Below are 22,929 nucleotides of genomic sequence, written 5' to 3' on the forward strand. Positions count from 1 at the left end.
TTCTATTCCGCAGATAAGTCTATTTTTGGCTTGCCTTACTGAGGTTCGGCTTTGATAATGTCGACCGCTCATTTATTTCCGCTAATCCGTTTGGGTGGACCGGGGTCTAGGTTTGCCTGCGCTGTGATAGCCCAAAGTCGTTATTCTTATGCCTGAATTATCCATACTCGTTGTCGAAGGGGTTCGCCTCGCCAGTGTACCCGCCAGGATCAAAGACTGGGAACGCAATGACCTGTTGTTGGTTGAGCTTGCTGAAGGAACTTCAGTTGCAGCCACTTTTACCCAGAATACTTTTTGTGCGGCTCCAGTAACGGTGGCCAAAGAGCATATCGCCAAAGGAGAAGTGCGAGCCCTGGTGGTTAATGCCGGCAATGCCAATGCCGCTACTGGGGTAAGGGGGCTGGCGGATGCCCGGGCTACTTGCGAGGCGGTGGCAGATGCACTGAAGATTTCTGCCGAACAAGTATTGCCTTTTAGTACAGGTGTCATTGGTGAGCACTTGCCGATGGAGAGGTTACTCGCTGCTATCCCGGGGTCTGCTGGACAGCTTGATCCCGCCGGGTGGGAATTGGCGGCCGAGTCCATTATGACTACGGACACCCGGCCAAAGATTGCAAGTCGCAAGTTAATGATTAATGGTGAAGAGATTGCCGTTGTCGGTATAGCCAAAGGTTCCGGCATGATCCAGCCGAACATGGCTACCATGCTCGCCTATGTCGCCACTGATGCCGGTGTGGCGCAACCCCTGCTAGATCAAATGGTACGCGAAGTTGTCGGGGCCTCATTTAATCGGATTAGCGTAGATGGAGATACCTCGACGAATGATGCTTGTGTTTTGATGGCCACAGGTGCTCGGGGGGAGATGATCAGCAGCTCTGAGAACACTGGCTACCTGGAGCTGTATAAAGCAATTTCGGAAATTCATATAGAGCTGGCCCAGACCATTGTCAGGGACGGTGAGGGGGCGACCAAGTTTGTTACCGTACAAGTGGATGGCGCGCTCAGCAGTGAAGAGGCCTTGGCAGTAGCTTTTGAAGTCGGTGATTCTCCGCTTGTGAAAACTGCACTTTATGCTTCAGACCCTAACTGGGGTCGGCTGGTTATGGCGATCGGCAATGCTATCCAAGGCGAGTTAGACACCGATAAGGTGGAGATTTTCCTCGATGATGTACAGGTGGTAAGTGCCGGTGGGCGCGCACCTGGATATCAAGAGCAGGCTGGAGAGCAGGTATTTTCAAAACCTGAATTTACAATCCGTATAGGGCTGGGTCGCGGTGCCAGCAGTGAGCATATCTGGACCTGTGACTTCTCTCACGAGTATGTCACCATCAACGCAGAATATCGGACTTGAGGTCGTAGAGTGAGTAAGATTGTCCATGTTGCTGTCGGTGTAGTAACCCGAGGGGATGGCAAGATCCTGATTGCCCGCCGTCCCGACCATTTGCATATGGGAGGGCGCTGGGAATTTCCCGGTGGCAAGGTGGAAGCTGGTGAGTCTGTGCAGGAGGCGCTCTATAGGGAGCTACTTGAAGAAGTGGCCATTGAAGTACAGGAGTTGCAGCCGCTAGTAGAAATTCGTCACGATTACCCTGAAAAAACCGTGCTGCTGGATACTTGGCAGGTAACGCAGTTCACGGGTGAGGCTCTTGGGAAAGAGCAGCAGGAAATCAAGTGGGTGTCTGCAGGGGAGCTGGATAACTTCCACTTCCCCGATGCCAATCAAGCAATTATTGAAGCGGTAAAAGGGAGTTCCTCCTAAGCTTCACCTTGAACAGCTGCTTGCAGGCAGCTGTTCAAAAGTGGGTTGGATGGCCTTAATGGCGGGGCTTGTTCGGGTCCAGATCATCACTTAGCACATCGTCATACACTGACTCCCCGGGAATCTTGTGTCCCTCACTAGCCCATTCGCCGAGATCAATCAGCTTGCAACGTTCGCTACAAAAAGGTTTGAAGGGAAACTTATCGCTCCACTCAATGGGCTTTTTGCAGGTAGGGCAGTTGAGTGTCGGCGTTACGCTGGATTTAGGCATAAGATAGTTTGGGCTCTAAAGTGATCTGAATCGGAATTGTACTCTAATTAACTTAGCTCGATTGTTTCAACCGGGCAATCTGTAAGTATGCCCGATGGAGCTGCCCTACTTGATCTTTGAGTGAAGCTAAGTCATTAGCGTTATCCAGCACATCATCCGCCTTTTCTAGTCTTTGCTCCCTTGTCAGTTGGGCCGTCATGATTTTGCGAATCTGTTCCTGCTGGCTGTTATCGCGCGCGCTGGCGCGCTCAAGCTGCAAAGCCTCGGGTAGATCGACCACACAAATCCTGTTAACGAGCTCATATTGGCCTGACTCAATCAGGAGGGGGGATTCCAATATTGCGTAGGGCCCCTGACTTGCGTTCAGTGAGGAAGTTATTTCTTCTCTAATCAGTGGGTGTAATAGACTTTCCAGCCATTGCCGTTCGCCTGGGTCGTCAAATATCAGTGTGCGCAGTTTGCTCCGGTTTAATTCGCCACTTTCCAGTAAGACATCGGCCCCGAAGTGACGGGCTACCTGTTCCAGAGCGGGCTTTCCCGGTTGTACCACAACCCTTGCCGCCCAGTCTGCATCTACTACATTAATGCCCAGGTCACGGAAATACCCAGCTGCTGCTGACTTTCCGCTACCGATCCCGCCGGTTAAGCCTACGGTAAACAATGGCTGCCCTCCCCAAGAATAAATAAGGTTGCGGTATAAATAAAAACCCCGGCCAGATAGCTGGCCGGGGTCATAGTAAAGCAAATAGGTGGAGAATAGTGAGTTGGTCGTTTAGCTGCTAAGACCAGAGATATTAAAATACCAGCTCATGATTTGATCACCCCAAAGCATGGCGATCCAGCCGGCTCCGGCAAGGTAGGGGCCAAAAGCGATGGGCAAGTTGCGATCCCGCCCTACGGCAATACTCCAGGAAATTCCAGCAGCTGCGCCAACAGCAGCGGAAAGCAGGATAACTAACGGCAGCACTTGCCAGCCAAACCAGGCGCCAATGGCTGCCAGGATTTTAAAATCTCCAGCCCCCATACCTTCCTTACCGGTAACAATCTTAAAGATATGGAACACCAGCCACAGTGACAGATACCCGGAGATAGCGCCGATGACTGCGTCCTGCAAAGAAGTAAAAACTCCCCAAATATTGATGAGTAAACCGGCCCAGAGTAGCGGTAGAGTAATGCTGTCTGGAAGCAGCCGTTTGTCAAAATCGATACCTGTTAGAGCAACGAGAGCCCAAGTAAAGAAGCATCCAGCTAATGCCTGCCAAGTGAAGCCCAACTGCCAAACAACAATGGCAGTCAGAATACCAGTTACCAATTCCACCATTGGGTAACGCTTGGAAATAGCGGTGCCGCAGGAACCGCATTTTCCGCGAAGGAAAAGGTAGCTAATGACGGGGATATTTTGCCAGGGCTTAATCTCAACCTGGCACTTGGGGCAATGGGAGTGAGGGAGTATCAGGTTAAAAGGCTTATTTAACTCTTTTTGCTCTTCGACAGAAGGCTTTGTATCAAAATAACTATAGAAATCCCGCTTATATTCCCGCTCCATCATAACGGGGAGGCGCAGGATTACGACGTTGAGGAAGCTGCCTATTAAGAGGCCTAAAATAAAGGCGCTGCCTATGAGCAGCGCCGGGTATATTGATAAAACTTCAAGCATATTTATTTCTAGATAACACTGCCTAAGTTGAAGATCGGTAGATACATGGCCACCATTAGACCGCCAACCAAGATGCCCAGAACGGCCATAATCATTGGTTCGAGTAGGGTTGTAAGGTTATCTACAAGATTATCTACTGCTTCTTCGTAAAAATCTGCTGCCTTGCCAAGCATCTCGTCGAGGGCTCCAGATTCCTCACCGATAGCAGTCATTTGAATAAGCATGGTGGGATACAGTCCCGACTGGCGCATTGCCAGGTTAAGAGGAACACCAGTTGCGACTGAATCTCGAATTTTTAAAGTTGCTTCTTCATACACGCAGTTTCCCGTTGCTCCAGCTACTGATTTAAGTGCATCAATCAAGGGGACACCAGCAGAAAAAGTGGTAGACATGGTCCTGGCAAAGCGAGCTGCAATCGAGTTGTATGTGATCGTACCGAGAATGGGTATACGGAGCATGAGCTTATCAAAAAACTCCGCAACTTTTTTGTTGCGTTTTTTTACCTCAATTATTCCTGTGATAGCCAGAACCACAGTTAGCAGAGCAAAGAACCAGTTTGCTTGCATCCAGTCTGAAATGTTCACAACCAACTGTGTAAATGCAGGCAGATCGGCACCAAAGCCCGCAAAAGTTTGGGCGAATTGCGGAACTACCTTAATTAAGAGGATAGAGGTAACGATTACGGCCACAACAACCACCGCAATAGGGTAGGTCATCGCCTTTTTAATTTTTGCTTTAAGTGACTCTGTCTTCTCTTTATAAGTCGCTATCCTGTCCAACATGGTTTCCAGGGCGCCAGACTGCTCACCGGAGGCGACCAGGTTGCAAAAGAGATCGTCGAAATAAAGAGGGTGCTTGCGAAGAGATTCCGCAAATCCTGTTCCTGAGGCAACCTCGTCACGGATCTTTAATATAAGATCTTTCAGTGCCTGGTTGTCAGAGCCATCTGCAACAATCTCAAAGCTTTGAACCAGAGGTACTCCTGCTTTCATCATCGTCGCCATTTGGCGGGTGAAGATAGCAATATCAGCTGGCTTTACCTTACCCTTGCCGCCGCCGAAAAGCGGTTTTGGCTTTTTTTGGACTCGATTGGCGATAATGCCCTGCTTGCGAAGCTGGGCTTTGATTAGTGCTGGGCTAGTCCCATTGATTTCACCCTCGACCTTTGCGCCCTTACTGTCTATACCTTTGTAGATATAAGTCACTGCTGCGGCGTTGGCCATAATTATTATTCCTGCCTATTGTCACTTGATGCCAGTGAAGAAACTGGGGTTTTGAATTTTATCAGACCATTGATTGTCTAGGGGCCTTTACACAATTTTGATCGTGCTGGATTACCCTTGATAAGACAACTTAATCTTTGGTGACCCTATTAGCCTCTTCCAGGCTGGTGACGCCCATAACAACTTTACGCAATGCAGACGTTCTCAGGTTGTTAAAGCCCTCATTATTGGCCTGGTCAGCAATCTGAATTGAGTTGCCTCCCTCCATTATAATTCTTGCAATACCATCGGTGATGCGAACCACTTCATACACACCGACACGCCCTTTATAACCCTTGGAGCAGTGTTCACAACCGGTTGGCTGGAAAATTGTCCAATCCTTTTCGGGGATAGTAACTGCATCAAATCCTTCTGCTTTTAAAATTTCAGCAGGTAGTGTTGTTGGTTTCTTGCATTCACCGCATAGGCGCCGTGCCAGCCGCTGGGCAATAATGACACTGACAGAAGTTGCTATGTTGAAGCTGGGCACGCCCATATTCATAAGGCGGGTTAGTGTTTCTGGTGCAGAATTGGTATGGAGGGTAGATAAGACCAAGTGCCCGGTTTGTGCCGCTTTGATAGCGATTTCTGCTGTTTCCAGATCCCGAATCTCACCGACCATAACGATATCAGGGTCTTGACGTAAAAATGAGCGTAGGGCTTCGGCGAAATCTAGTCCAACTTTGGAGGAAACATTAACCTGGTTAATGCCCTCCAGGTTAATTTCTACCGGGTCTTCGGCAGTTGAAATATTACGTTCGGGCGTATTCAGAATGTTAAGGCCCGTATAGAGCGATACAGTTTTCCCTGAGCCTGTAGGCCCTGTAACCAATATCATACCCTGAGGCTGCGCTAAGGCATCCATATAGATCTTTTTTTGCTCATCTTCATAGCCGAGAGCGTCAATTCCCAGTTTGGCGGAAGATGGGTCCAGGATTCGCAAAACAATCTTTTCTCCCCAGAGAGTCGGTAAACTGTTAACGCGAAAATCAATGGCTTTGGTTTTCGACAGTTTCATCTTTATCCGCCCATCTTGGGGAACTCGCCGTTCGGAGATATCCATTTTAGACATCACCTTCAGGCGAGCTGAAATACGAGGGGCTAACTGAATCGGTGGTTTGGCGACTTCATGAAGAACGCCATCGGTACGTAGGCGGACCCGGTAAGATTTTTCATAGGGTTCAAAGTGGATATCAGATGCGCCTGTGCGAATAGCATCTAGTAAAACCTTGTTAACAAACCGAACAACCGGGGCTTCATCGCCTCCGGGAGCATCATCATTATCTGGGCTTTCCTCAGAACCGCCGACATCTAAAGAATCGAGCTCTTCATCATCGATGCCTTCCAGGCCAGCCCCAATATCATCGCCGTTAGACAGATAGCTTTCTATCGCCTTGGTGAGTTTATCTGCCTCGACCAGTACTGCATCTGTACTCAATCCGGTGTTGAAATTTATTTCGTCCAGGCCTGCGAGGTTAGTGGGGTCGGCAACGGCGATAAACAGCCGGTTACCTCGCTGGTAAAGGGGAAGGGCAAAGTGCTTATTGATGAGCTTTTCATCGACGATCCCTTTGGGGACCTGCTCAAAATTAAAGCTGCTGAGGTCTAGTAGTGGCGAGCCAAAAGCGAGGGAGGCGATATTGGCGAGTTCTTTACTCTTGATGAGCTTTGCCTCTATCACATGTTGGGCAAATGCCTGGCCAGCTCTTTGAGCAGCTTTTAAGGCTGACTGAGCTGTAGTTTCGTCAAGAATTTTGTCTGCCACCAGTTTCTTGGCCAGGCCGCTTAAGGGGGTGTTGCTCATACTGGAAGGTTACTCGTAAAAATAGCCACTGAAAAAATACCGTTGCGAAGTTGGGCTATTGCCGCAATAGAGTCTGATATTGCAAGGTGTGCCACTAAGTATGGTTCGCAATATAGCGAATAAGGTGCTCGTAGCCAAATAGTGAGGTCACTAGCGGAAGTTGCACTCCTCTATAGTCTTTGTGTGTCCCAAACTGACATTTTTTGTCAGTTGGCATTCTGTTTTGTCGTTTTCATATTTGTATTTTCCGCCTTGACAGTGAAACTGTGTTGCTGGTCGCATTAACAAATCCCGTACCATCGTATGTCTTGCCAAACTTGGCATAAACCTTGTATCTTGCTTGTCGACTTCCTCACGGGATGCTCTCCCTAGCGGGATTCAATATCTAAAGTCTGTATGGAGACGGTTACAATGAAAAAGCAACAGGGTTTTACTCTTATTGAATTGATGATCGTAGTGGCGATCATTGGCATTCTCGCTGCGGTAGCGATCCCGCAGTACCAAAACTACGTGGCTAAGTCCCAGGTAAGCCGCGTAATGACTGAAACTGCATCTTTGAAAACTGCAGTTGAAACCTGCCTTTTGGATGGTCGTACCAATATCGGTACTAATGCTGGCGATTGTGATTTAGGCTGGACCAACAGCAACCTGATGGGCGCTGGTGTAGATATTCAGGATGGCTTGAATGTTGATCTGACTGGCGACCCCGTCACCATCGTAGCAACTTTTGGTGCTAATGCTGCTTCTGCACTGCACTCAGAGACTTTGACTTGGTCTCGTGATAGTAGTGGTGCTTGGAGCTGTGATACCACTGTTGGTGACGTTAGCGAAGCTTACGTACCTTCTGGTTGTTCCGGATCTGGCAGCTAATATTTAGTTAGCTCTGAACTATGAAAAGGCACCTTAGGGTGCCTTTTTTGTGTGTTTTACTTTGTTGATGGTGTGTGGGTAGGATTGAAGATGGGTGTGTACAAATTCTCTTGGGGAAAGCTATTAGTTGGGATAGCAGTGCTTTTCTTATGTGGTGTTGGTATGCACAGTTGGATGATGGACTATAAAAAAGTTCTTCGTAAAATCTATCCTTTATCCGCATCACTCTCTTTAGTTTCCGTTCGGTGTAGCGTTGGTGCACCAGACTGGATGGACGAAATGATTCGCCTGAGTGTTTGGGAGCCTAGGGCACTTTCTTCTCAGGTAGCATATATAAGTGCGGAAGGGCGCCTGCACCACTGTGAAATGGGCTGGAGTGGTAGTCCTTTTATTTCCGAGCCAGTCGGGCAGCAAACGCGTTTTCTCTATGGAAGTATGACTAAGCCTATTACTTCCGCAGCTCTATTATTGGCTGCTGAAAGGGACCTTTTTTCCTTAGACACCCCTCTTGTTGAGCTGCTTAATATTGAGGGCGATCTTAACAATTTAAAATTAAACCGATTGAAAGCCTCGCATTTAATGATGCATCAGTCAGGGCTACAGGGTAAGGCATTTGGCAGGAAGGAATCCTTATGGTGTCCGTATAATATGCCAAACATAGTTAATGCCAGCCTATCTGAGCGGGCGTTTGAGGAGACAAGCTACTCTAATCTTGGTTACTGTATTTTAGGAGAAGTTCTTTCTGAGGTTTATCAGGAGGGATATAGAGAGACCGTAGAAAAATTATTTGATTTAGAAAGTAGGGGAATACTATTTGCCAGTCGTAACAGTAAGGCAGATGAAGTTTGGCATGATTACCGCTATAACAGCTTTTATGGAAAGTCCTATCTCCCACGCTTTGATTATGAAGCGGTTTCAGCCACGGCAGGTATGACCGGTAGTGCTACCGCTTACGCACTTCTTTTAAGGGATATTTTGCAATATGGGCTTCCAGGGTATTTGAGTTGGGGTGAGAAAAAAAATGATATTACATGTGATGCGAAAAAGATTCGTAGTTGTTATGGGGTTGCGTTTTATTTGTTTCAGTCGAAAAGTGGTCGTCGCTTTAACGTAAAAGAAGGGTATATGCCGGGGGCGGCGGGTATTGTTGCGGTCAATGAGAGATCAGAGGTCTTTGTCTGGCTCGGAAATTCTGATACTTTGGATGCCGTAAAAGGGCGCGGGGTGACTGCGTACCTTGACTTTTTAGGGCAAACTGGTTTTTAGGTATTAAATACTGCTGAATCCTTGTTTACAATTTTTAAGCGTGACCCGGTGTTTGATGGAAGATATGAATGTCAAAGTGAGTGGAAGCTGGTCTTGGTACAGTTTTGCTAGCGTATTACTGCTTGTAGTAATGTTGCCAAATTTTTTTTATATGGCTATAGCAGAGGTATATAGCTTAAGTCGTCCATTAATTAATGTGGATTATATATTTATAGCAATATTTCTTGTGGTTGGCCCCCGTCTTTTATTTCCACTTTTATTTTCTCTTGTCTTTTTTTTTGATGCGTTGGGGTTGATAGGGCAGATTTTTCCTATATTAAGGTTTTCTGATATTCCCTATTTGCTTAAGTTCTTCCCTGTAGTTCCTGAAGTATATAAGCTACTCATTGTTGCAAGCTTATTTTTGATGGTTTTTTTGATTTGGGCTACGTTGAGGGGGGTTAAAAAGAAAGCTAAGGTTGAGGCTTTAGTCCTAATAAATTGCTTTGTCCTTATTTATTTAGTTTCAGCGCTAGTTGGTGGTCCTTTTCAGGGGCAGGTATGGCGAGGGCTAAAGAATGCTCCAGTTGTTGGGAGTCAGCTGGTTTTTGGGTTTGACAGTCGAAATACAGGCTTTGTAGATAGTTTGTCAGGAGGTGGCCCAACCTTTTCTGAAGTCAAGGTGAAAGGTGCTACAGCTCCTCTTTTTCAGTTGGAAGCACGGGGTGATATCCTACTCGTTGTTAATGAGTCTTGGGGGGTTACTAACCCTGAGATTCTTAAAGCTGTGATTTCTCCACTAGTTTCGTCCAGGGCTGGTTATCTGGATGTACAAATGGGGACGTTACAATTTTCGGGGATTACTATAGCCGCTGAAATGCGAGAGTTGTGTCAGTTATACCCAAATAATTTTAATTTTTCGTCCAACGTTCAAGAGTTATCTGGCTGCCTGCCAAATTTATTACGTAGGTCTGGATACAAAACCCATGCATTTCATGGCGCAGCAGGTTTGATGTACGATCGGGTGAATTGGTATCCGATGGTTGGTTTTGAAGAGGCAACTTTCTTTGAAAGCCGTCACTGGGGGCGAAGATGTTACTCCTTTCCTGGTGCATGTGATTCAGATATGGTTGATCAAGTTCGGCAATCGTTCGAAAGTGACGGAGATTCTTTCTCTTATTGGCTAACTCTGAATACGCACTCCATTTATGATGAAAGGGATATCAAAATAAACCTGTTTAATTGTCAGGAGTTTGGTGTGCCTGCATCCTCTCAAACTTGTAGGAACCTTAAGCTGCAAGCACAATTTTTTTACGACCTCAGAAGATTGATTGATTTTCCTGAACTGGAAGGTGTTGAAGTGATTGTAGTTGGCGATCATGAGCCACCAATTGTAAATAAGGCTGAAAAAGAACAATTTTTTACGGGTGATTCTGTTCCGTGGCTGAAGTTTAAGGTTCCATCAAGGAGCTAGTTTATCTGGCTGGCTCAGCGGAAACTCCTAATTTTCTGAGTTGTTAAGCTTGATAGGATTGATATTTGGTGAGCGATCAAGTGGGTCGCTCTGTTTGGCAAGTTTGGGGAGTCAGGTTTTGTTATATGGCCAGATATCTTTAGAGCAGAACCTTGTGTGATCTCTAATTTATATCTTTTCTGAATCTTTTCAGGAACAATAATATTGATGCTGCCAGTTTCGTCCTCAAGGGTTAGGAATAGCACTCCTGATGCACTTCCTGGTTTTTGCCTACAGGTTACATTCCCTATAACGGTTAACCTCTGATTTTGTTTGTGGGTTGGTAGTTTTGAGGCTTCTATACAGTTTTGATTTTCTTTTTGGCGGCGCTTTAATGCTATAGGGTGCTCATTTAAGGTTAGGCCTATACTTTTATAGTCACTATCTGTTTCTTCTTTGAGAGTGTAAATTGTTTGATGGCTGGAGGTGTTAGTTGTCGCGTCATCCCCAAAAGAAAACCAGGTAGTTAAGAAACGGTTGTTAGTGAGATTTCGAAATGCGCCGGCTAAAGACAGGTATGCTATCTGTTCCTCTGGGATGTTGCTGTAGTTCTTTATTTTCTCTAGAGAGTCTATACCTTTTGTTGCTCTGATTTTAATGATGGAGTTTACGGTTAGCTTTTTTACCCCTTTGGCCAGTCGCATCCCAAGGCGAAGATTTGGATATTTAATCGTTTTTTGTCTTTTTTTTGTATTTCCTTTCAAGCTGTTCGTAGTATCCTTTTGGATGTGCAAACTATGATCCCACTCACTATAAACAACATCAATCGGCAAAACCTTCACCCCATGCCGTTGTGCGTCATAAACTAATTGTGCTGGTGCGTAGAAACCCATCGGTTGGCTATTGAGTAGTCCGCAATAAAAAGCAGCTGGATGGTGATGCTTTATCCAGGCGGAAAAATAGGCCAAAAGCGCAAAGCTTGCAGAATGAGATTCAGGGAAGCCGTAGGAACCGAAGCCTTTCATCTGATTAAAGAGTTGTTCAGCAAAGCTTTCCCTGTAGCCATTATTGCGCATTCCCTGAACAAGCTTACCTCTGAATTTATACAAGTCCCCATTCTTACCCCAGCTGGCCATGGCTCGCCGAAGCTCATCTGCTTCTCCGCCGCTGAATCCTGCTGCGACCATGGATAATTGGATAACTTGCTCCTGAAATATAGGGACTCCGAGTGTGCGCTCAAGTACTGGTCGTAAATTTTCATGGGGGTAGCGCACAGACTCTAATCCCTGTTTGCGCTTGAGGTAGGGGTGTACCATACCGCCTTGAATTGGACCGGGGCGGACAATGGCAATTTCTATAGTAAGCTCATAAAAATTTCGAGGTTGTAATCTTGGTAGCATGCTCATTTGAGCGCGAGATTCAATTTGAAAGACTCCAACTGTATCGGCCTTGCACATCATTTCGTAGACCTGTGGATCTTCGGCTGGTATATCCTGCAGTCGCAATTTGGGGCCGTATAGAGCAATATAATTCAGGGATTTGCGCAGTGCAGTCAGCATCCCCAGGGCCAGCACATCGACCTTCATGAGTTTTAAATCTTCGATATCCTCTTTGTCCCACTGAATTAGTGTGCGGTCTTCCATTGCGGTATTTTCAATAGGAACCAGCTGGTGCAGTGGTTGCTCAGTAATAACAAAACCGCCTACATGTTGCGACAAGTGTCTTGGAAAACCATATACCTGCTGTAGTAGCTGTGGGAATATTTTTCCTATTGTACTGTTAGGATCTATTCCTACTTTCTGCATTTGTTTGGGAAAACTATCTAGAGTATCCCACCAGGCTCGTTCAGCAAGTAATTGTTCTATAGTGGCAGCGTTGATGCCAAGGGCTTTGCTGATATCTCTTACAGCGCTTTTAAAACGATAGGTAACTTTACTGGCTGTAAGCCCCGCTCTTTCCCGGCTATATTTTCCATAAATATACTGAATAACCTCTTCGCGCCTTTCGTGCTCAAAATCTACATCAATATCTGGAGGCTCATTTCGCTCCCGAGAGATGAAACGCTCAAACAGTAAGCCGATTTTATGAGGGTCTATCTCTGTAATGAATAGGCAATAGCAAACTACAGAATTGGCTGCAGAGCCACGTCCCTGATATAAAATATGTTTTTTTCGAGCGAACTGGACTATATCGTAAATGGTAAGAAAGTAATGCTCATATTGCAGTTCTGATATTAGAGAAAGCTCTTTTTGTATTATTTTATCAATTCGCTTTTCTGGACCTTGAGGCCAGCGTGCAGCCCTTCCTTTTTGTACCAATTCTTTTAGATAACTTCTGGAACAGTTCCCTTCTGGGATTACTTTCGATGGGTATTCATAGCTGAGCTCGCTAAGGCAGAAAGTACACTGCTTGGCAATAGCGTTCGTATTTTCTATAGATTCTTTGGTGTGTAGGAATTGAATGTCATCTAATTTTCGTAAATAGCGTTCCGCATTTTGTTCAATACGATACCCGAGTTCATTAAGTGTGCAGTTGTGGTAAGTTGCATTAAGTACATCCTGTAGTGGTTTTCTGCTATAGCAATGCATTAATACTTGGTTGGTTGCAACAATGGGGATATTTTCCCTTTTTGAAAGGTCAATAATGTCATTGTTTTTGAAGTTTTCTCCTGCAAGTAGATGGTTGTTGGCGGAAATGTATAGACGTTTATTGAAAGTTCTCTTTATTTCTTCAGGTATTTCAGCGCCGGTAGAATTTGGAATCCATAGGGCGATCAGGTTTTTACACAACTCTATCAGGTCACTTTGGTAGGTAATGTAGTTTCCTTTTTCCGCTCTTAAGCGTGATTTTGAAATTAACTGGCACAGTTCGCTATAAGCAATTTTACTGGGAGCCAATAGAACCACTTTCATGTTTTCATGAAGGTGAAAGTAACTACCAAAAATTAATTTGAATTCTGGGTTTCTATTATCCGTTGATTTTATATTTTGCAGCTCTTTATAGGCTCTAACGGCTCCGGAAAGGGAGCATTCATCTGTGATGGCAAGGGCGGTATATTGCAGGTTGTAAGCTGTGTGAACTAATTCCTGCGGGTGCGATGCTCCTTGTAAAAAAGAAAAGTTGCTTTGACAAAAGAGTTCGGCGTACCTCATGCTGACCCTCTCGGTGTCTATCTGTTGGTTATGATGGAATCTGGGCTTTGATAGAAAACGGTATTTAGGGGCTGCCTAGCTATAAACTCCATGTAAAAACCACTCTTCAGTCGTAAGGTCTTGAAAGACCCAGTAGAGTTCGTCTCGTTTATTCTTTGCAATATAGTAGTCTCGCCCGTGGCGTCCGTGCTGCCACCAGTAACCGTCAATTCGCTCTGGCCCCTGTAGTAGTTGCAGCTCCCCCTGGTGAAATAACTTGTGCTCGCTGCTTTCCAATTTGCTGGGGCGGGCCAGAAGCCAGTTGGGACGTGGTGCCTGGATAGGTTCAACTTGCTGTCCCTGGGGGTTACTTTTAATTATCAGGGCATCTGTATTTTGCCAGGCTTGTTCTGGCAGGTAGCTCTCTTTTAGAGCTACCCCAGAGAGAGCCTGGTGGCCGAGGCGGGCTTTTAATTTGTCTAAAAGTTGTTGGTTGCGTTTAAGTTGACTGCCCTCGCCAAATAAATCTTCATCAAGTAATCCTTGTTCCAAGGGATAAAGTTGCCTGCAACTTAAGCTGATAGATTGCACTGGCTGATCGAGAGTTACCCTTTCCAATTGTAGCTTGGTTAGTGCTATCAGGCGTTGAGGGTCCAATTGCGGATTGGAGATTTCTACGGATATTTCCTGAAATTTATGTTGGCCGAAATCCATGTGCCAGTTTAATTGTTGTGTGTAGAGCTGACGTCTCTGTAACTGTGAGCACAGTTCTCTTAGCAGACGTCCGATCGGGAACAGCAACTGTTCGCTATTATCCAGAGGGCTAGGAAAAAATAGCTCACTGCGGAATTGCGCTGGGGGCTGATAGCTGCAGACTGGATCTTGGCGGGTCCCACTCAAGCGTGCCAGGTAGTCCACAAATGAACGGCCAAAGCGAGATCCAACCTCCGATAGGGGAATAGCGAGCAGTTGGCTTACTCGTTTGATACCGCATGCGTAGAGCTTGGAAATCGTTTTGTTGTCGCAATTAAGGAGCTTGGTTGGGGCAAAGCTGATCCACTGTTTCCATTGTTGGCTACTGGGTGGAGAGTCCGCTTGTGCTAGCCAGTGTCGATGTTCTATCAGTTGACTCAACATGTGGGCTGCGCTGGGGCTGTGGCCTATGCCCATCAGACTGTCAATACCCATCTGTTCCAGCTCATCACTCAGCTTCTTTAGCAATGCCTTGAAGCCACCGTTGGATTTTAGGCAACCACTCAGCTCCAGGTAAAGGTGGGCAGGTGTGCTCTCGCCATTACTCATTGGCCCCGCCGGCTGGGGTGAAACAAGCGGAGTAAAGCTGTATCCCCACTGGGCCAGCTGCTGCAATTCTTGCTGTTCCCTCTGGGAATCACGCTGTAACAGCTGTAGATCTGCACAGAGAGCAGATGCAGTGGCAATACTGAGCCCGGTCTCAATACCGCATTGGGATGCCGCCGGGTTTCTGTCAACCACCAGTTGTTTTTCAACCACGACTTGAGGGGAGGCCTCCTCCCCTTGTTGCTGAGCACGGGTCAGAACCTCTAAAGAAAGCTTGGGGAATTGAATGCAGAGCCAGAGCATGGAGTTTTCCCTTGAAATCGTTCAGTGCAATGGTTGGTCGCGGCGGACCAGTTTCGCTGATCTCGCCAGGTAAAGGTTTTGGCCAGAGGTTCCGCCCAATTGCTTTAAGAGCTTTAGTGCCAGTTGTTTTCCACTAGATTTGAGCTGTAGGCGCAGGCTTGCGGGGGAGGCATTCGCCAGTTCGCTCTGGGGGCGAAAGTGAAAGTGAATGGAATCCCCATTGCGGGCAGCGAGTTGCAGGCGACGGAGGTCTTTGTGTTCCAGGGACTGCCGCCCCTGCCAGCTGAGTAGGGCGCCGCAGCTCCCAGATTGTAGGGATTGCTCTATCGCCCAAAGGGTATCCTTGGAGCCCCGGGGGTGCAGGATTAGCAGGTTTTCAAGGCAGATACCACTGTTGGCGAGTGGGGGCGCATAGGGAATATGAGGTGGGTTGACCAGTATGACCATTTGCCCGCGTTGGGTGAGATCCGCCAAGGTAGGCAGTAATAATGTAAGTTCACCGATACCTGCCTGGTCGAGTAATAATTCCGTAGTTGCCCCCCTAGGCCAACCGTGGGCTGTAAGGAGTGCATTGAGGCCTGGATAGCCACTGGAGATGCCGTTCCGCTGCCGCCTTGGCTCATTTGCCGCCTGCCAGATATCGGCCCTGGTGAGTAGCTGTGCCAGTTTCTGGTGTTTTGCCTGGCTGTCTAACTGATTGTTTTCTATGAAGTTTTCTGCGCTGCCCACGATTCCACCACTGAATTTTAGTCCGATCTGGCCACTATCTGCGTTTTAATCTGTATGTGCATACAGTGATACTGTTAATTTATACAGTATCCATCCAGTGGCAACAAGTGAGAATTCATTGGATAGGCACTTTTTTGCACAGCCTAAACCGGCTATGATTCCGCCTCTTTAATTGAGCACTAATTATTCTATTCAGGGGGGACGGAGTGAGTATCAAGTCCGACAAGTGGATTCGCCGCATGGCAGAGCAGCACGGTATGATTGAGCCTTTTGAGGCCGGTCAGGTGCGTCATAACGATAATGGCGATCGACTCATCTCCTATGGCACCTCCAGCTATGGCTACGATGTTCGCTGTGCTCGTGAATTTAAGATTTTCACCAATGTTCACTCAGCGACAGTTGACCCCAAGACCTTCGATGAAAACAGCTTTGTGGATGTTGAAGGCGACCACTGCATTATTCCGCCAAACTCCTTTGCCCTGGCGCGTACAGTGGAGTATTTCCGCATCCCGCGCTCTGTATTGACGGTTTGCCTGGGTAAATCCACTTATGCCCGTTGCGGTATTATCGTCAATGTGACGCCACTGGAGCCGGAGTGGGAAGGTCATGTGACTTTGGAGTTCTCCAATACCACTAACTTGCCTGCTAAGATCTATGCCAACGAAGGTGTGGCACAGATGCTGTTCTTCGAATCCGATGAAGTTTGTGATGTGTCCTATGCCGATCGTGGTGGCAAATACCAGGGCCAGCGCGGCGTTACCCTGCCTCGCACCTGATCACCGGACTCACTGCAGTACTATTTCCTACCTATGACAGAGGTTTCTACCAGCCAGCTACCGGAAAGCGTCGATGTATTGGTCATTGGCGCTGGGGCAGCTGGACTAATGTGCGCAGCTACAGCGGGCCAGCGCGGGCGCAACGTGTTGGTCCTGGATCACGCCAGCAAAGTCGGAAAGAAAATCCTGATGTCTGGTGGTGGCCGCTGCAACTTTACCAATCTCTACACCAGTGCAGAGAACTTCTACAGTAATAATCCCCATTTTTGTAAGTCCGCCTTGGCTCGCTATAGCCAGTGGGACTTTATTGCACTGGTGGAGAAGCACGGGGTTGCCTATCACGAGAAAACTCTCGGTCAGCTCTTTTGCGACAATAAATCAAGGGATATTGTCGACTTGTTACTAGCGGAATGCCGTACGGCCAAGGCACAGATCCGCACGCGCTGTAGCATTACTCAAATTCGAGCTTTGGGGCAGGGGTATAGGGTCGAAACTAGTATGGGGACGGTTACCTGTGAATCCTTGGTCGTGGCTACCGGAGGCCTTTCTATCCCCACCATGGGGGCGAGCGGATTTGGCTATGAGATCGCTAAGCAGTTTGGGCTTGATGTAGTTCCAACTCGAGCAGCGCTAGTGCCATTCACCCAGCATAAACGGCAATTAGAGCGTCAGGGTACCCTGCCTGGAACCTCTCTTTCAGTGACCGCTTCTTGCGCTGAAGGTAGTTTCCAGGAGCAGATGCTATTCACTCACAGGGGACTGAGTGGGCCAGCGGTTTTGCAAGTTTCCAGCCACTGGCGAGAAGGTCAAACGGTAGTATTTGACTTGTCTCCAGAGAAAAATCTGGCAGAGTGGTTACCGTTGCGCCGACAACAGAGCCCGGATAGCCACTTACACAGCGTTTTGGCTGAGGTTTGGAGCAAAAAGTTAGTACAGTTTTTCCTGCAGCGAGCGCAAATTGTCAGCCGCCCCCTAAAACAGTTTGGGGAGGGGGAATTACAGCAAGCTGGAGAAAAGTTACAAAGCTGGAAATTGGTACCGGCGGGCACTGAGGGTTATCGCACTGCTGAGGTAACATTAGGTGGAGTCGATACTGCACAGGTCTCTTCCCGTACTATGGAATGTAAAACCCGGCAGGGGCTTTATTTTATTGGTGAGGTTCTCGATGTAACCGGCTGGCTCGGCGGGTTTAATTTCCAATGGGCTTGGGCTTCAGGTCATGCTGCAGGAGAGGTGGCTTAATGGTGTGCCGGTACAATAAAGTTTGAACACTGTAGAAAAAGTTTGAACACTGAATAATAAAGTTTGAACACTAATTATAAAGTGTGAATATTGCCACATCTGCGAGTGCACTCAGCGGGAGAGGTAGTCGTGCAGCCTATGCAGCAGGAATAAATGAGGATGAATATAACAATATATCCTTCGTTACTAGTTCAAAATCGATAACAAACCAAATCTTATATATAGATATTAAGTGCAAACTGTTGATTTGAATGCCACCTTTTAAGGCCTTCCGTATTTTAAGCCAAGCTCAGAAGTTGTGTAAGGCTTTATATGGCTCACAAAATACTCATTAAATGAGTCATAGAGCCTATTTCTATGACTCACAAAATACCCATTAAATGAGTCATAGAGCCTATTTCTATGACTCATAGTAGATTTACTTTGGCTGAAAATTTTATGAGATATTTTCTTTTTATAAGAAATTATCAAGACAATCCTTAAATCATATAACATAAAAAAATCAGATTTATAATAGGTAGAAACACTCTACGGTTTAGGCGTAGCGGTCCTACGAATTTGTAAGATCTGCTAAATTTCATAATGTTTGAATAAGGATGAACACAACCACTTAAATATGACCTCAGTATGTATACTATAGATACCGGATTAATAAATCTTACAGACCTAAGATGTTAATGCTTTAGTCATAAATCAGATTGGGGTGAAAAGTTTTGGCGCGACACAGAAGGTTAGAGAGGCTAACTGATTTTCAAAGAGCTCTGAAAAACAAGTATGGGCTGGGAGCTGGAGAAGAATACAAACCCTGGCTGAGAGTTCAGGATGTTAAATCTAAGGGAAATAGTGGAAAAATTCAGGGTATTAAAGTTAATAGAGAGCATCATACCCTCTCAGAAAACGAAAGCTGTCTCTTCTATCTGGTTGAAAACTGTGATTCAGTAATCGATATAAGGGAACAGTTTCCCCTTCTCCCCCTAGACTTTTCTATCAAGATTGCAAAGAATCTAGATATAAATCATCCAAAAGTGCCTGGTTCTGGATCATACAATGTCATGACTACAGACTTTGTTTTGACTTGCACAGATAAACACGACTTTTGGTATGAGGCTATCTCTGTTAAATCAGCCCAAGAACTATCAATAAAGCGTACAGCTGAAAAATTAGAAATTGAACGTATTTGGTGGGAGCTTCTGGGGGTAAATTTCCATATATATACTATGAATGAAATATCGGTTATTCAATCTAAAAATATTCAGTGGTTTACCTCTGCATATAGACAAGGACGTAGATTTAAGGAAAGTATAGAAAAGCAAGCCATAAAGACATTACATGTCGGGATCAATTTGATCGAAGATATATGCAATGGATTCTGTAAAAATGTAGATGTTAAGAACGATGAAGCTTTAGTACTTTTGAAGCATTTAATCGCTATTAAGAAAGTTGAGGTAGACTTAAGTAAACCGATAGCAGAGTCTGGAGTTATAGATATAACAAATATTCTTTCATCAATCGGTAGGTAAGCATGCGAGTTGAACGAAACAGTGTTTGGAGTATAACTGATATTGATGGGGTTGATAGTGGTGTGTATCGTGTTCTTGAACTTTTTTATGATATAAATATTCTGGTTCTTTTTAATCTTGAAGAATCTGGAGGTTTAAGAAGGCCTATTAAGATTGATAGCTCCAGATTTTTGTGTGCGATTAAAGGAGGAGCTGTGAAAAGAAACTTTAGTCCTCTTCCCTACTATCAGCTAGCTGATGAGGGGTTGATACCTGAAGCTCATATTAAAAAACGTGATAGAAATATTGAGCTGATAAGTGAGCTAATAGAAAATCCAGATTTTCTCCTTGAGATTTCTACTGAAGAAAGAAGCAAAGTTCTGGTAAATCAGGCGAAAAGTAAAGGGGTAAGGGCTCAGAGAATATATAGGTTATTAAATCAATATTGGAGGGGTGGGCAAGAAAGAAATGCCCTCCTGCCTGCTTACAAGAATTCTGGAGGAGCTGGAAGAGTTAGGGTCTCAGGAGGTCTTAAACGTGGAGCTCCAATAAGAATGCTTACACCGAGCATGGAAATACATCAAGGGGTTAACACTTCGGAAAATGATAAGAATAATTTTATTTTAGCGATGAAGAAGTATGGCTTGAAAGGGCGTCGAGTTCCATTTAGTCAAGTTTATGAAAAAATGTTGAAGGAGCTATACTCACAAGAACTAATACTGGCAGAGAGTGAATCTAGGTCGCCGAATGTTCCATCATATCGTACTTTTATATATTGGGTTAAAAAATTAATCCCAAAAAATGAAATAATCCGAAAGCAAACTACAGTGGGTGACTTTGAAAGAAACAAGCGTGGGTTAAGAGGAGCTGCGACAGATCATACCGAAGTTCCTGGAAGTTGCTTTGAATTGGATTCAACAGTACTGGATGTTCATATTGTCTCTGAATTTAGGCGCTCTCATGTTCTAGGTAGGCCTACTGTTTATTGTGTGGTAGATAAAGAAAGCAGGATGATTGTTGGGCTTCACGTTTCTATGGAATATGCTTCTTGGCGTGCGGGTCGTCAAGCTCTTGTCAATAGCTTTACGGATAAGAAAAGTTATTGTTCTAGGTTCGGTATCGAAATCGAAGATCATGAATGGCCTTGCCATCATATCCCCCAGCGTTTGCTTTGCGATCGAGGGGAGTTTATATGTAAGAGCGCTGAAAAATTAGCCGTTCCATTAATCGGTCACCTGAGTATAGCTCCACCTTATCGCGCCGATCTTAAAGGCATTGTGGAACGAAGATTCGAAATATTGAATAAAAATCTAGTCCATGAATTATTAGGGACAACTAGAGGACATCATTATATTCGAGGTGATCGTGATCCACGTCTCGATGCAACATATACATTAGATGAAGTAACAAAATTACTTATTGATGAGGTTATGGAGCATAATAATTCTCTATTTGACGGTTTAGCTGCACAATCCGTCTTGTTAGTGCAAAATGGATTGCCCCCTACACCGCTTAATTATTGGAATATCCATCTAAAAAAGCATCGGCATGCTTTAAGTAGATCAGAGGAGTCCGAAGTAAGGGCTAAACTTCTACCTGCGGTAGAAGTATCTATGACGAGTAAAGGTATCCGCTTAAATGAGGATATGTACTATGAATGTGACCGGGAAGAATTTCAAGAATGGAAAGTGCTTGCCAGGTCTACCAAGTGCTGGAAAATGGAAGCTCGTATCGATCAAGATAACTCTTCATTCATATATGTTCGCCTTAAGGAGCGCGAAGGGTTCACTAAATGCAACTTGATGAAGTTTTCTGCAAGCCTTAGTGATAAGCATCAAGCTGATATATTGTATTTTAAAGATTGGAAAAAGAAAGAAAAATGTAAAAATAAACCAGGTAAAAAGTCTATAGAAAGACATAATAGACGTAAATTAGTTAGCCAAGTAGCAAAAAGTGAAACAAAAAAAGATGTACAAGATAAGAGTAAGACTGAGCGAATAAAGGGAATGAGAACACGAAGAAAAGAGGCGGTTCTTGATAGACGAATTGAATACGGTGAATCCATTAGAGAAGAGAAATCAGAACTATATCCCGATGATGAGAACTTAGAGTCAAAAAGGAAAAATGAAGCTGTCTCATTAATAAAAAGGAAGAGGCGGAACCAGTGAGAGGTGTAAATTATGCAGAGTATAACATTGCAATACTCCCGGAGCATCGGGGGAACCCCTTGATCGAAGCATTACCAAAAAAATTGAAAGATGAGGATTTGGTAGAAAAATTAAGTAGCTATCCTTCATTTTCTGAAAACGAGAGAAAGTTGAGTGCTTTCGAGCGTATTGAATACCTTACAAGAATCGAAGAGTTAAGGCAGCCTCTTCCAGTATATCTAGAATGCTTTAGAGCAATTGAAATTGCGATTAAGAAAGGTTATTCAAGCAAGAATCCCCTGTCGCCGACAACCATGAACTATTTACACTACCCTGTAGACCAACGATCTAAAGTTGCTCCTAGAACAGGTTATTTCAAATCTAACGGGAGTGGTATAACTTTACTTGGGGAAAGCGGTGTCGGAAAAAGTTGTATGCTAGAGCAGATTTTAAATTGTTTTCCAGAAGTTATTGAGCATCGTAAATACCAAGGTGAGCCTTTATATATTAAGCAAGTAGTATGGGCTAAAGTAGATTGCCCAGAAAACTCAAGTATCAGAGCCCTTTGTCTTAAGATTTTATCGGAAATTGATAGAAAGCTTGGAGGAGAAGAGACTAAGCCAGAAAAAACGAGTGATCTACTTGTTAAGCAAATTGAAGCTAAAATAAAGTCTAGCTTTTTAGGTGTCATAATAATAGATGAAATGCAGCATTTAAATTTGGCAAAAGCTGGAGGCGAAGATAAATTTCTGGGGTTTCTTCATAATCTTATGAATGAATTGGGAGTTCCCATTCTTCTGTGTGCAAACCCTCCTTTTGACAAATTATTAGGGAAAACTCTAAAGACAGCAAGACGTGCAGAAAGTCAAGCTTCTTTTACTATGGACTTGATGAAAAATGATGAGGAGTGGACCATGTTTGTTGAAGAACTTTGGGTGTTGCAATGGACAAAGGAAAAAACTCCTTTAACTAAATCTCTTAGTGACAAATTATATGATCTATCTATTGGTAATATGGATCTGGCTGTAAGAATTTATAGGGAGTCTCAGCGTTTAGTAATTGGTTCAGATAACGAGTCTATAACAGAATATGTCCTGGAGTATGCAGCAAAAAAAGCTATAAATTTCTCCAAAAAATCTGTAGATGAAGCAAGGATAAATAGGCTTGAAAAATTTCGGCGTATCAGAAGGGAAAAGAGTAATAATAGGTCTAAGGTCGAAACTAGTGAAATTTCCGTTAAATCTATAGATACTTCGAAATCAGAAGTTATGATTATCCCCGGAGATTTAAATCGCCCCCAGCACCATGAATTTCATCAGAAGCTATCTTACTTGCAATCTATTGGTGACTTAAATGAACTTATTAAAGATCCAGACTTGATAAGGCGAGCATCTATTGCAGAGAATCCTGAAGCTGAGTTAAAAAAAATGGAAATTTTATTTAAAAATCCGATCAAGCATCTATCCTCAAAGTAAGTTTCAC

18 protein-coding genes are annotated in these 22,929 nt (G+C 44.9%); 10 read left to right on the plus strand and 8 right to left on the minus strand.

Annotation, left to right across the window (positions count from 1 at the left end; all coding sequences use genetic code 11):
- The first annotated feature begins 148 nt into the window (after nt 1-148).
- Together argJ and mutT are read left to right on the plus strand one after the other, a co-directional pair.
- Nucleotides 149-1,351: a bifunctional glutamate N-acetyltransferase/amino-acid acetyltransferase ArgJ gene (argJ, locus tag ACJJIE_RS22460; protein ID WP_444893042.1), complete on the plus strand. Its 1,203-nt coding sequence runs from the start codon at nt 149-151 to the stop codon at nt 1,349-1,351.
- Between the two features lie 9 nt (nt 1,352-1,360).
- Nucleotides 1,361-1,759, plus strand: coding sequence for an 8-oxo-dGTP diphosphatase MutT (mutT, locus tag ACJJIE_RS22465; RefSeq protein ID WP_444893043.1), 399 nt, complete (start codon nt 1,361-1,363; stop codon nt 1,757-1,759).
- Nucleotides 1,760-1,814: 55 nt separating this feature from the next.
- Here mutT and yacG read toward each other — a convergent pair whose 3' ends face one another.
- The 5 genes from yacG to pilB all read right to left on the minus strand — a co-directional run bounded on the left by yacG (nt 1,815) and on the right by pilB (nt 6,753).
- A complete protein-coding gene (gene yacG, locus ACJJIE_RS22470; protein WP_108734183.1) occupies nt 1,815-2,030 on the minus strand; it encodes a DNA gyrase inhibitor YacG in 216 nt (71 codons plus the stop codon).
- Nucleotides 2,031-2,082: 52 nt separating this feature from the next.
- Nucleotides 2,083-2,691 carry a dephospho-CoA kinase gene (gene coaE / locus ACJJIE_RS22475; protein ID WP_444893044.1) on the minus strand — a complete coding sequence of 203 codons (609 nt, stop codon included), beginning with the start codon at nt 2,689-2,691 and terminating at the stop codon, nt 2,083-2,085.
- Nucleotides 2,692-2,802: 111 nt separating this feature from the next.
- Nucleotides 2,803-3,687: a prepilin peptidase gene (locus ACJJIE_RS22480; protein WP_444893045.1), complete on the minus strand. Its 885-nt coding sequence runs from the start codon at nt 3,685-3,687 to the stop codon at nt 2,803-2,805.
- Between the two features lie 8 nt (nt 3,688-3,695).
- Nucleotides 3,696-4,910 (minus strand): type II secretion system F family protein, encoded by a 1,215-nt coding sequence (locus ACJJIE_RS22485; protein ID WP_444893046.1) that lies wholly within the window; start codon nt 4,908-4,910, stop codon nt 3,696-3,698.
- Nucleotides 4,911-5,040: 130 nt separating this feature from the next.
- Nucleotides 5,041-6,753 carry a type IV-A pilus assembly ATPase PilB gene (gene pilB / locus ACJJIE_RS22490; RefSeq protein WP_444893047.1) on the minus strand — a complete coding sequence of 571 codons (1,713 nt, stop codon included), beginning with the start codon at nt 6,751-6,753 and terminating at the stop codon, nt 5,041-5,043.
- Between the two features lie 411 nt (nt 6,754-7,164).
- On the opposite strand from pilB, the gene ACJJIE_RS22495 reads away from it, so the two are divergent.
- The 3 genes from ACJJIE_RS22495 (at nt 7,165) to ACJJIE_RS22505 (ending at nt 10,342) form a co-directional block, all read left to right on the plus strand.
- Nucleotides 7,165-7,623, plus strand: a complete 459-nt coding sequence (locus ACJJIE_RS22495) for a pilin (protein ID WP_444893048.1) — start codon at nt 7,165-7,167, stop codon at nt 7,621-7,623.
- A 90-nt stretch (nt 7,624-7,713) separates the two neighbouring features.
- Entirely contained in the window at nt 7,714-8,889 is a 1,176-nt protein-coding gene (locus ACJJIE_RS22500) for a serine hydrolase domain-containing protein (protein ID WP_444893049.1), read from the plus strand.
- A 55-nt stretch (nt 8,890-8,944) separates the two neighbouring features.
- Entirely contained in the window at nt 8,945-10,342 is a 1,398-nt protein-coding gene (locus ACJJIE_RS22505; protein ID WP_444893050.1) for a sulfatase-like hydrolase/transferase, read from the plus strand.
- Nucleotides 10,343-10,356: 14 nt separating this feature from the next.
- On the opposite strand, the gene ACJJIE_RS22510 is transcribed toward ACJJIE_RS22505, so the two are convergent.
- The 3 genes from ACJJIE_RS22510 to imuA form a co-directional block, all read right to left on the minus strand.
- Nucleotides 10,357-13,473: an error-prone DNA polymerase gene (locus ACJJIE_RS22510; protein ID WP_444893051.1), complete on the minus strand. Its 3,117-nt coding sequence runs from the start codon at nt 13,471-13,473 to the stop codon at nt 10,357-10,359.
- 75 nt (nt 13,474-13,548) lie between these two features.
- The gene (locus ACJJIE_RS22515) at nt 13,549-15,054 is read right to left on the minus strand and encodes a Y-family DNA polymerase (protein WP_444893052.1); all 1,506 of its coding nucleotides are present in this window, start codon (nt 15,052-15,054) and stop codon (nt 13,549-13,551) included.
- 21 nt (nt 15,055-15,075) lie between these two features.
- Nucleotides 15,076-15,783: a translesion DNA synthesis-associated protein ImuA gene (gene imuA, locus ACJJIE_RS22520; RefSeq protein WP_444893053.1), complete on the minus strand. Its 708-nt coding sequence runs from the start codon at nt 15,781-15,783 to the stop codon at nt 15,076-15,078.
- Nucleotides 15,784-15,989: 206 nt separating this feature from the next.
- On the opposite strand from imuA, the gene dcd reads away from it, so the two are divergent.
- From dcd to ACJJIE_RS22545, 5 genes are all read left to right on the plus strand, one after another.
- Nucleotides 15,990-16,559 carry a dCTP deaminase gene (gene dcd, locus ACJJIE_RS22525; protein ID WP_282933840.1) on the plus strand — a complete coding sequence of 190 codons (570 nt, stop codon included), beginning with the start codon at nt 15,990-15,992 and terminating at the stop codon, nt 16,557-16,559.
- A 33-nt stretch (nt 16,560-16,592) separates the two neighbouring features.
- Nucleotides 16,593-17,801 (plus strand): BaiN/RdsA family NAD(P)/FAD-dependent oxidoreductase, encoded by a 1,209-nt coding sequence (locus ACJJIE_RS22530; RefSeq protein ID WP_444893054.1) that lies wholly within the window; start codon nt 16,593-16,595, stop codon nt 17,799-17,801.
- A gap of 713 nt (nt 17,802-18,514) precedes the next feature.
- A complete protein-coding gene (locus tag ACJJIE_RS22535) occupies nt 18,515-19,321 on the plus strand; it encodes a TnsA endonuclease N-terminal domain-containing protein (RefSeq protein WP_152454496.1) in 807 nt (268 codons plus the stop codon).
- 62 nt (nt 19,322-19,383) lie between these two features.
- Nucleotides 19,384-21,468, plus strand: a complete 2,085-nt coding sequence (locus ACJJIE_RS22540) for a TnsB C-terminal domain-containing protein (RefSeq protein ID WP_216646258.1) — start codon at nt 19,384-19,386, stop codon at nt 21,466-21,468.
- Nucleotides 21,469-21,527: 59 nt separating this feature from the next.
- On the plus strand, nt 21,528-22,922 hold the full coding sequence (locus ACJJIE_RS22545; protein ID WP_216646257.1) for an ATP-binding protein: 1,395 nt from the start codon (nt 21,528-21,530) through the stop codon (nt 22,920-22,922).
- Nucleotides 22,923-22,929: the final 7 nt, after the last annotated feature.

It is taken from the genome of Microbulbifer maximicatervae (SeqCode) (assembly GCF_052467325.1).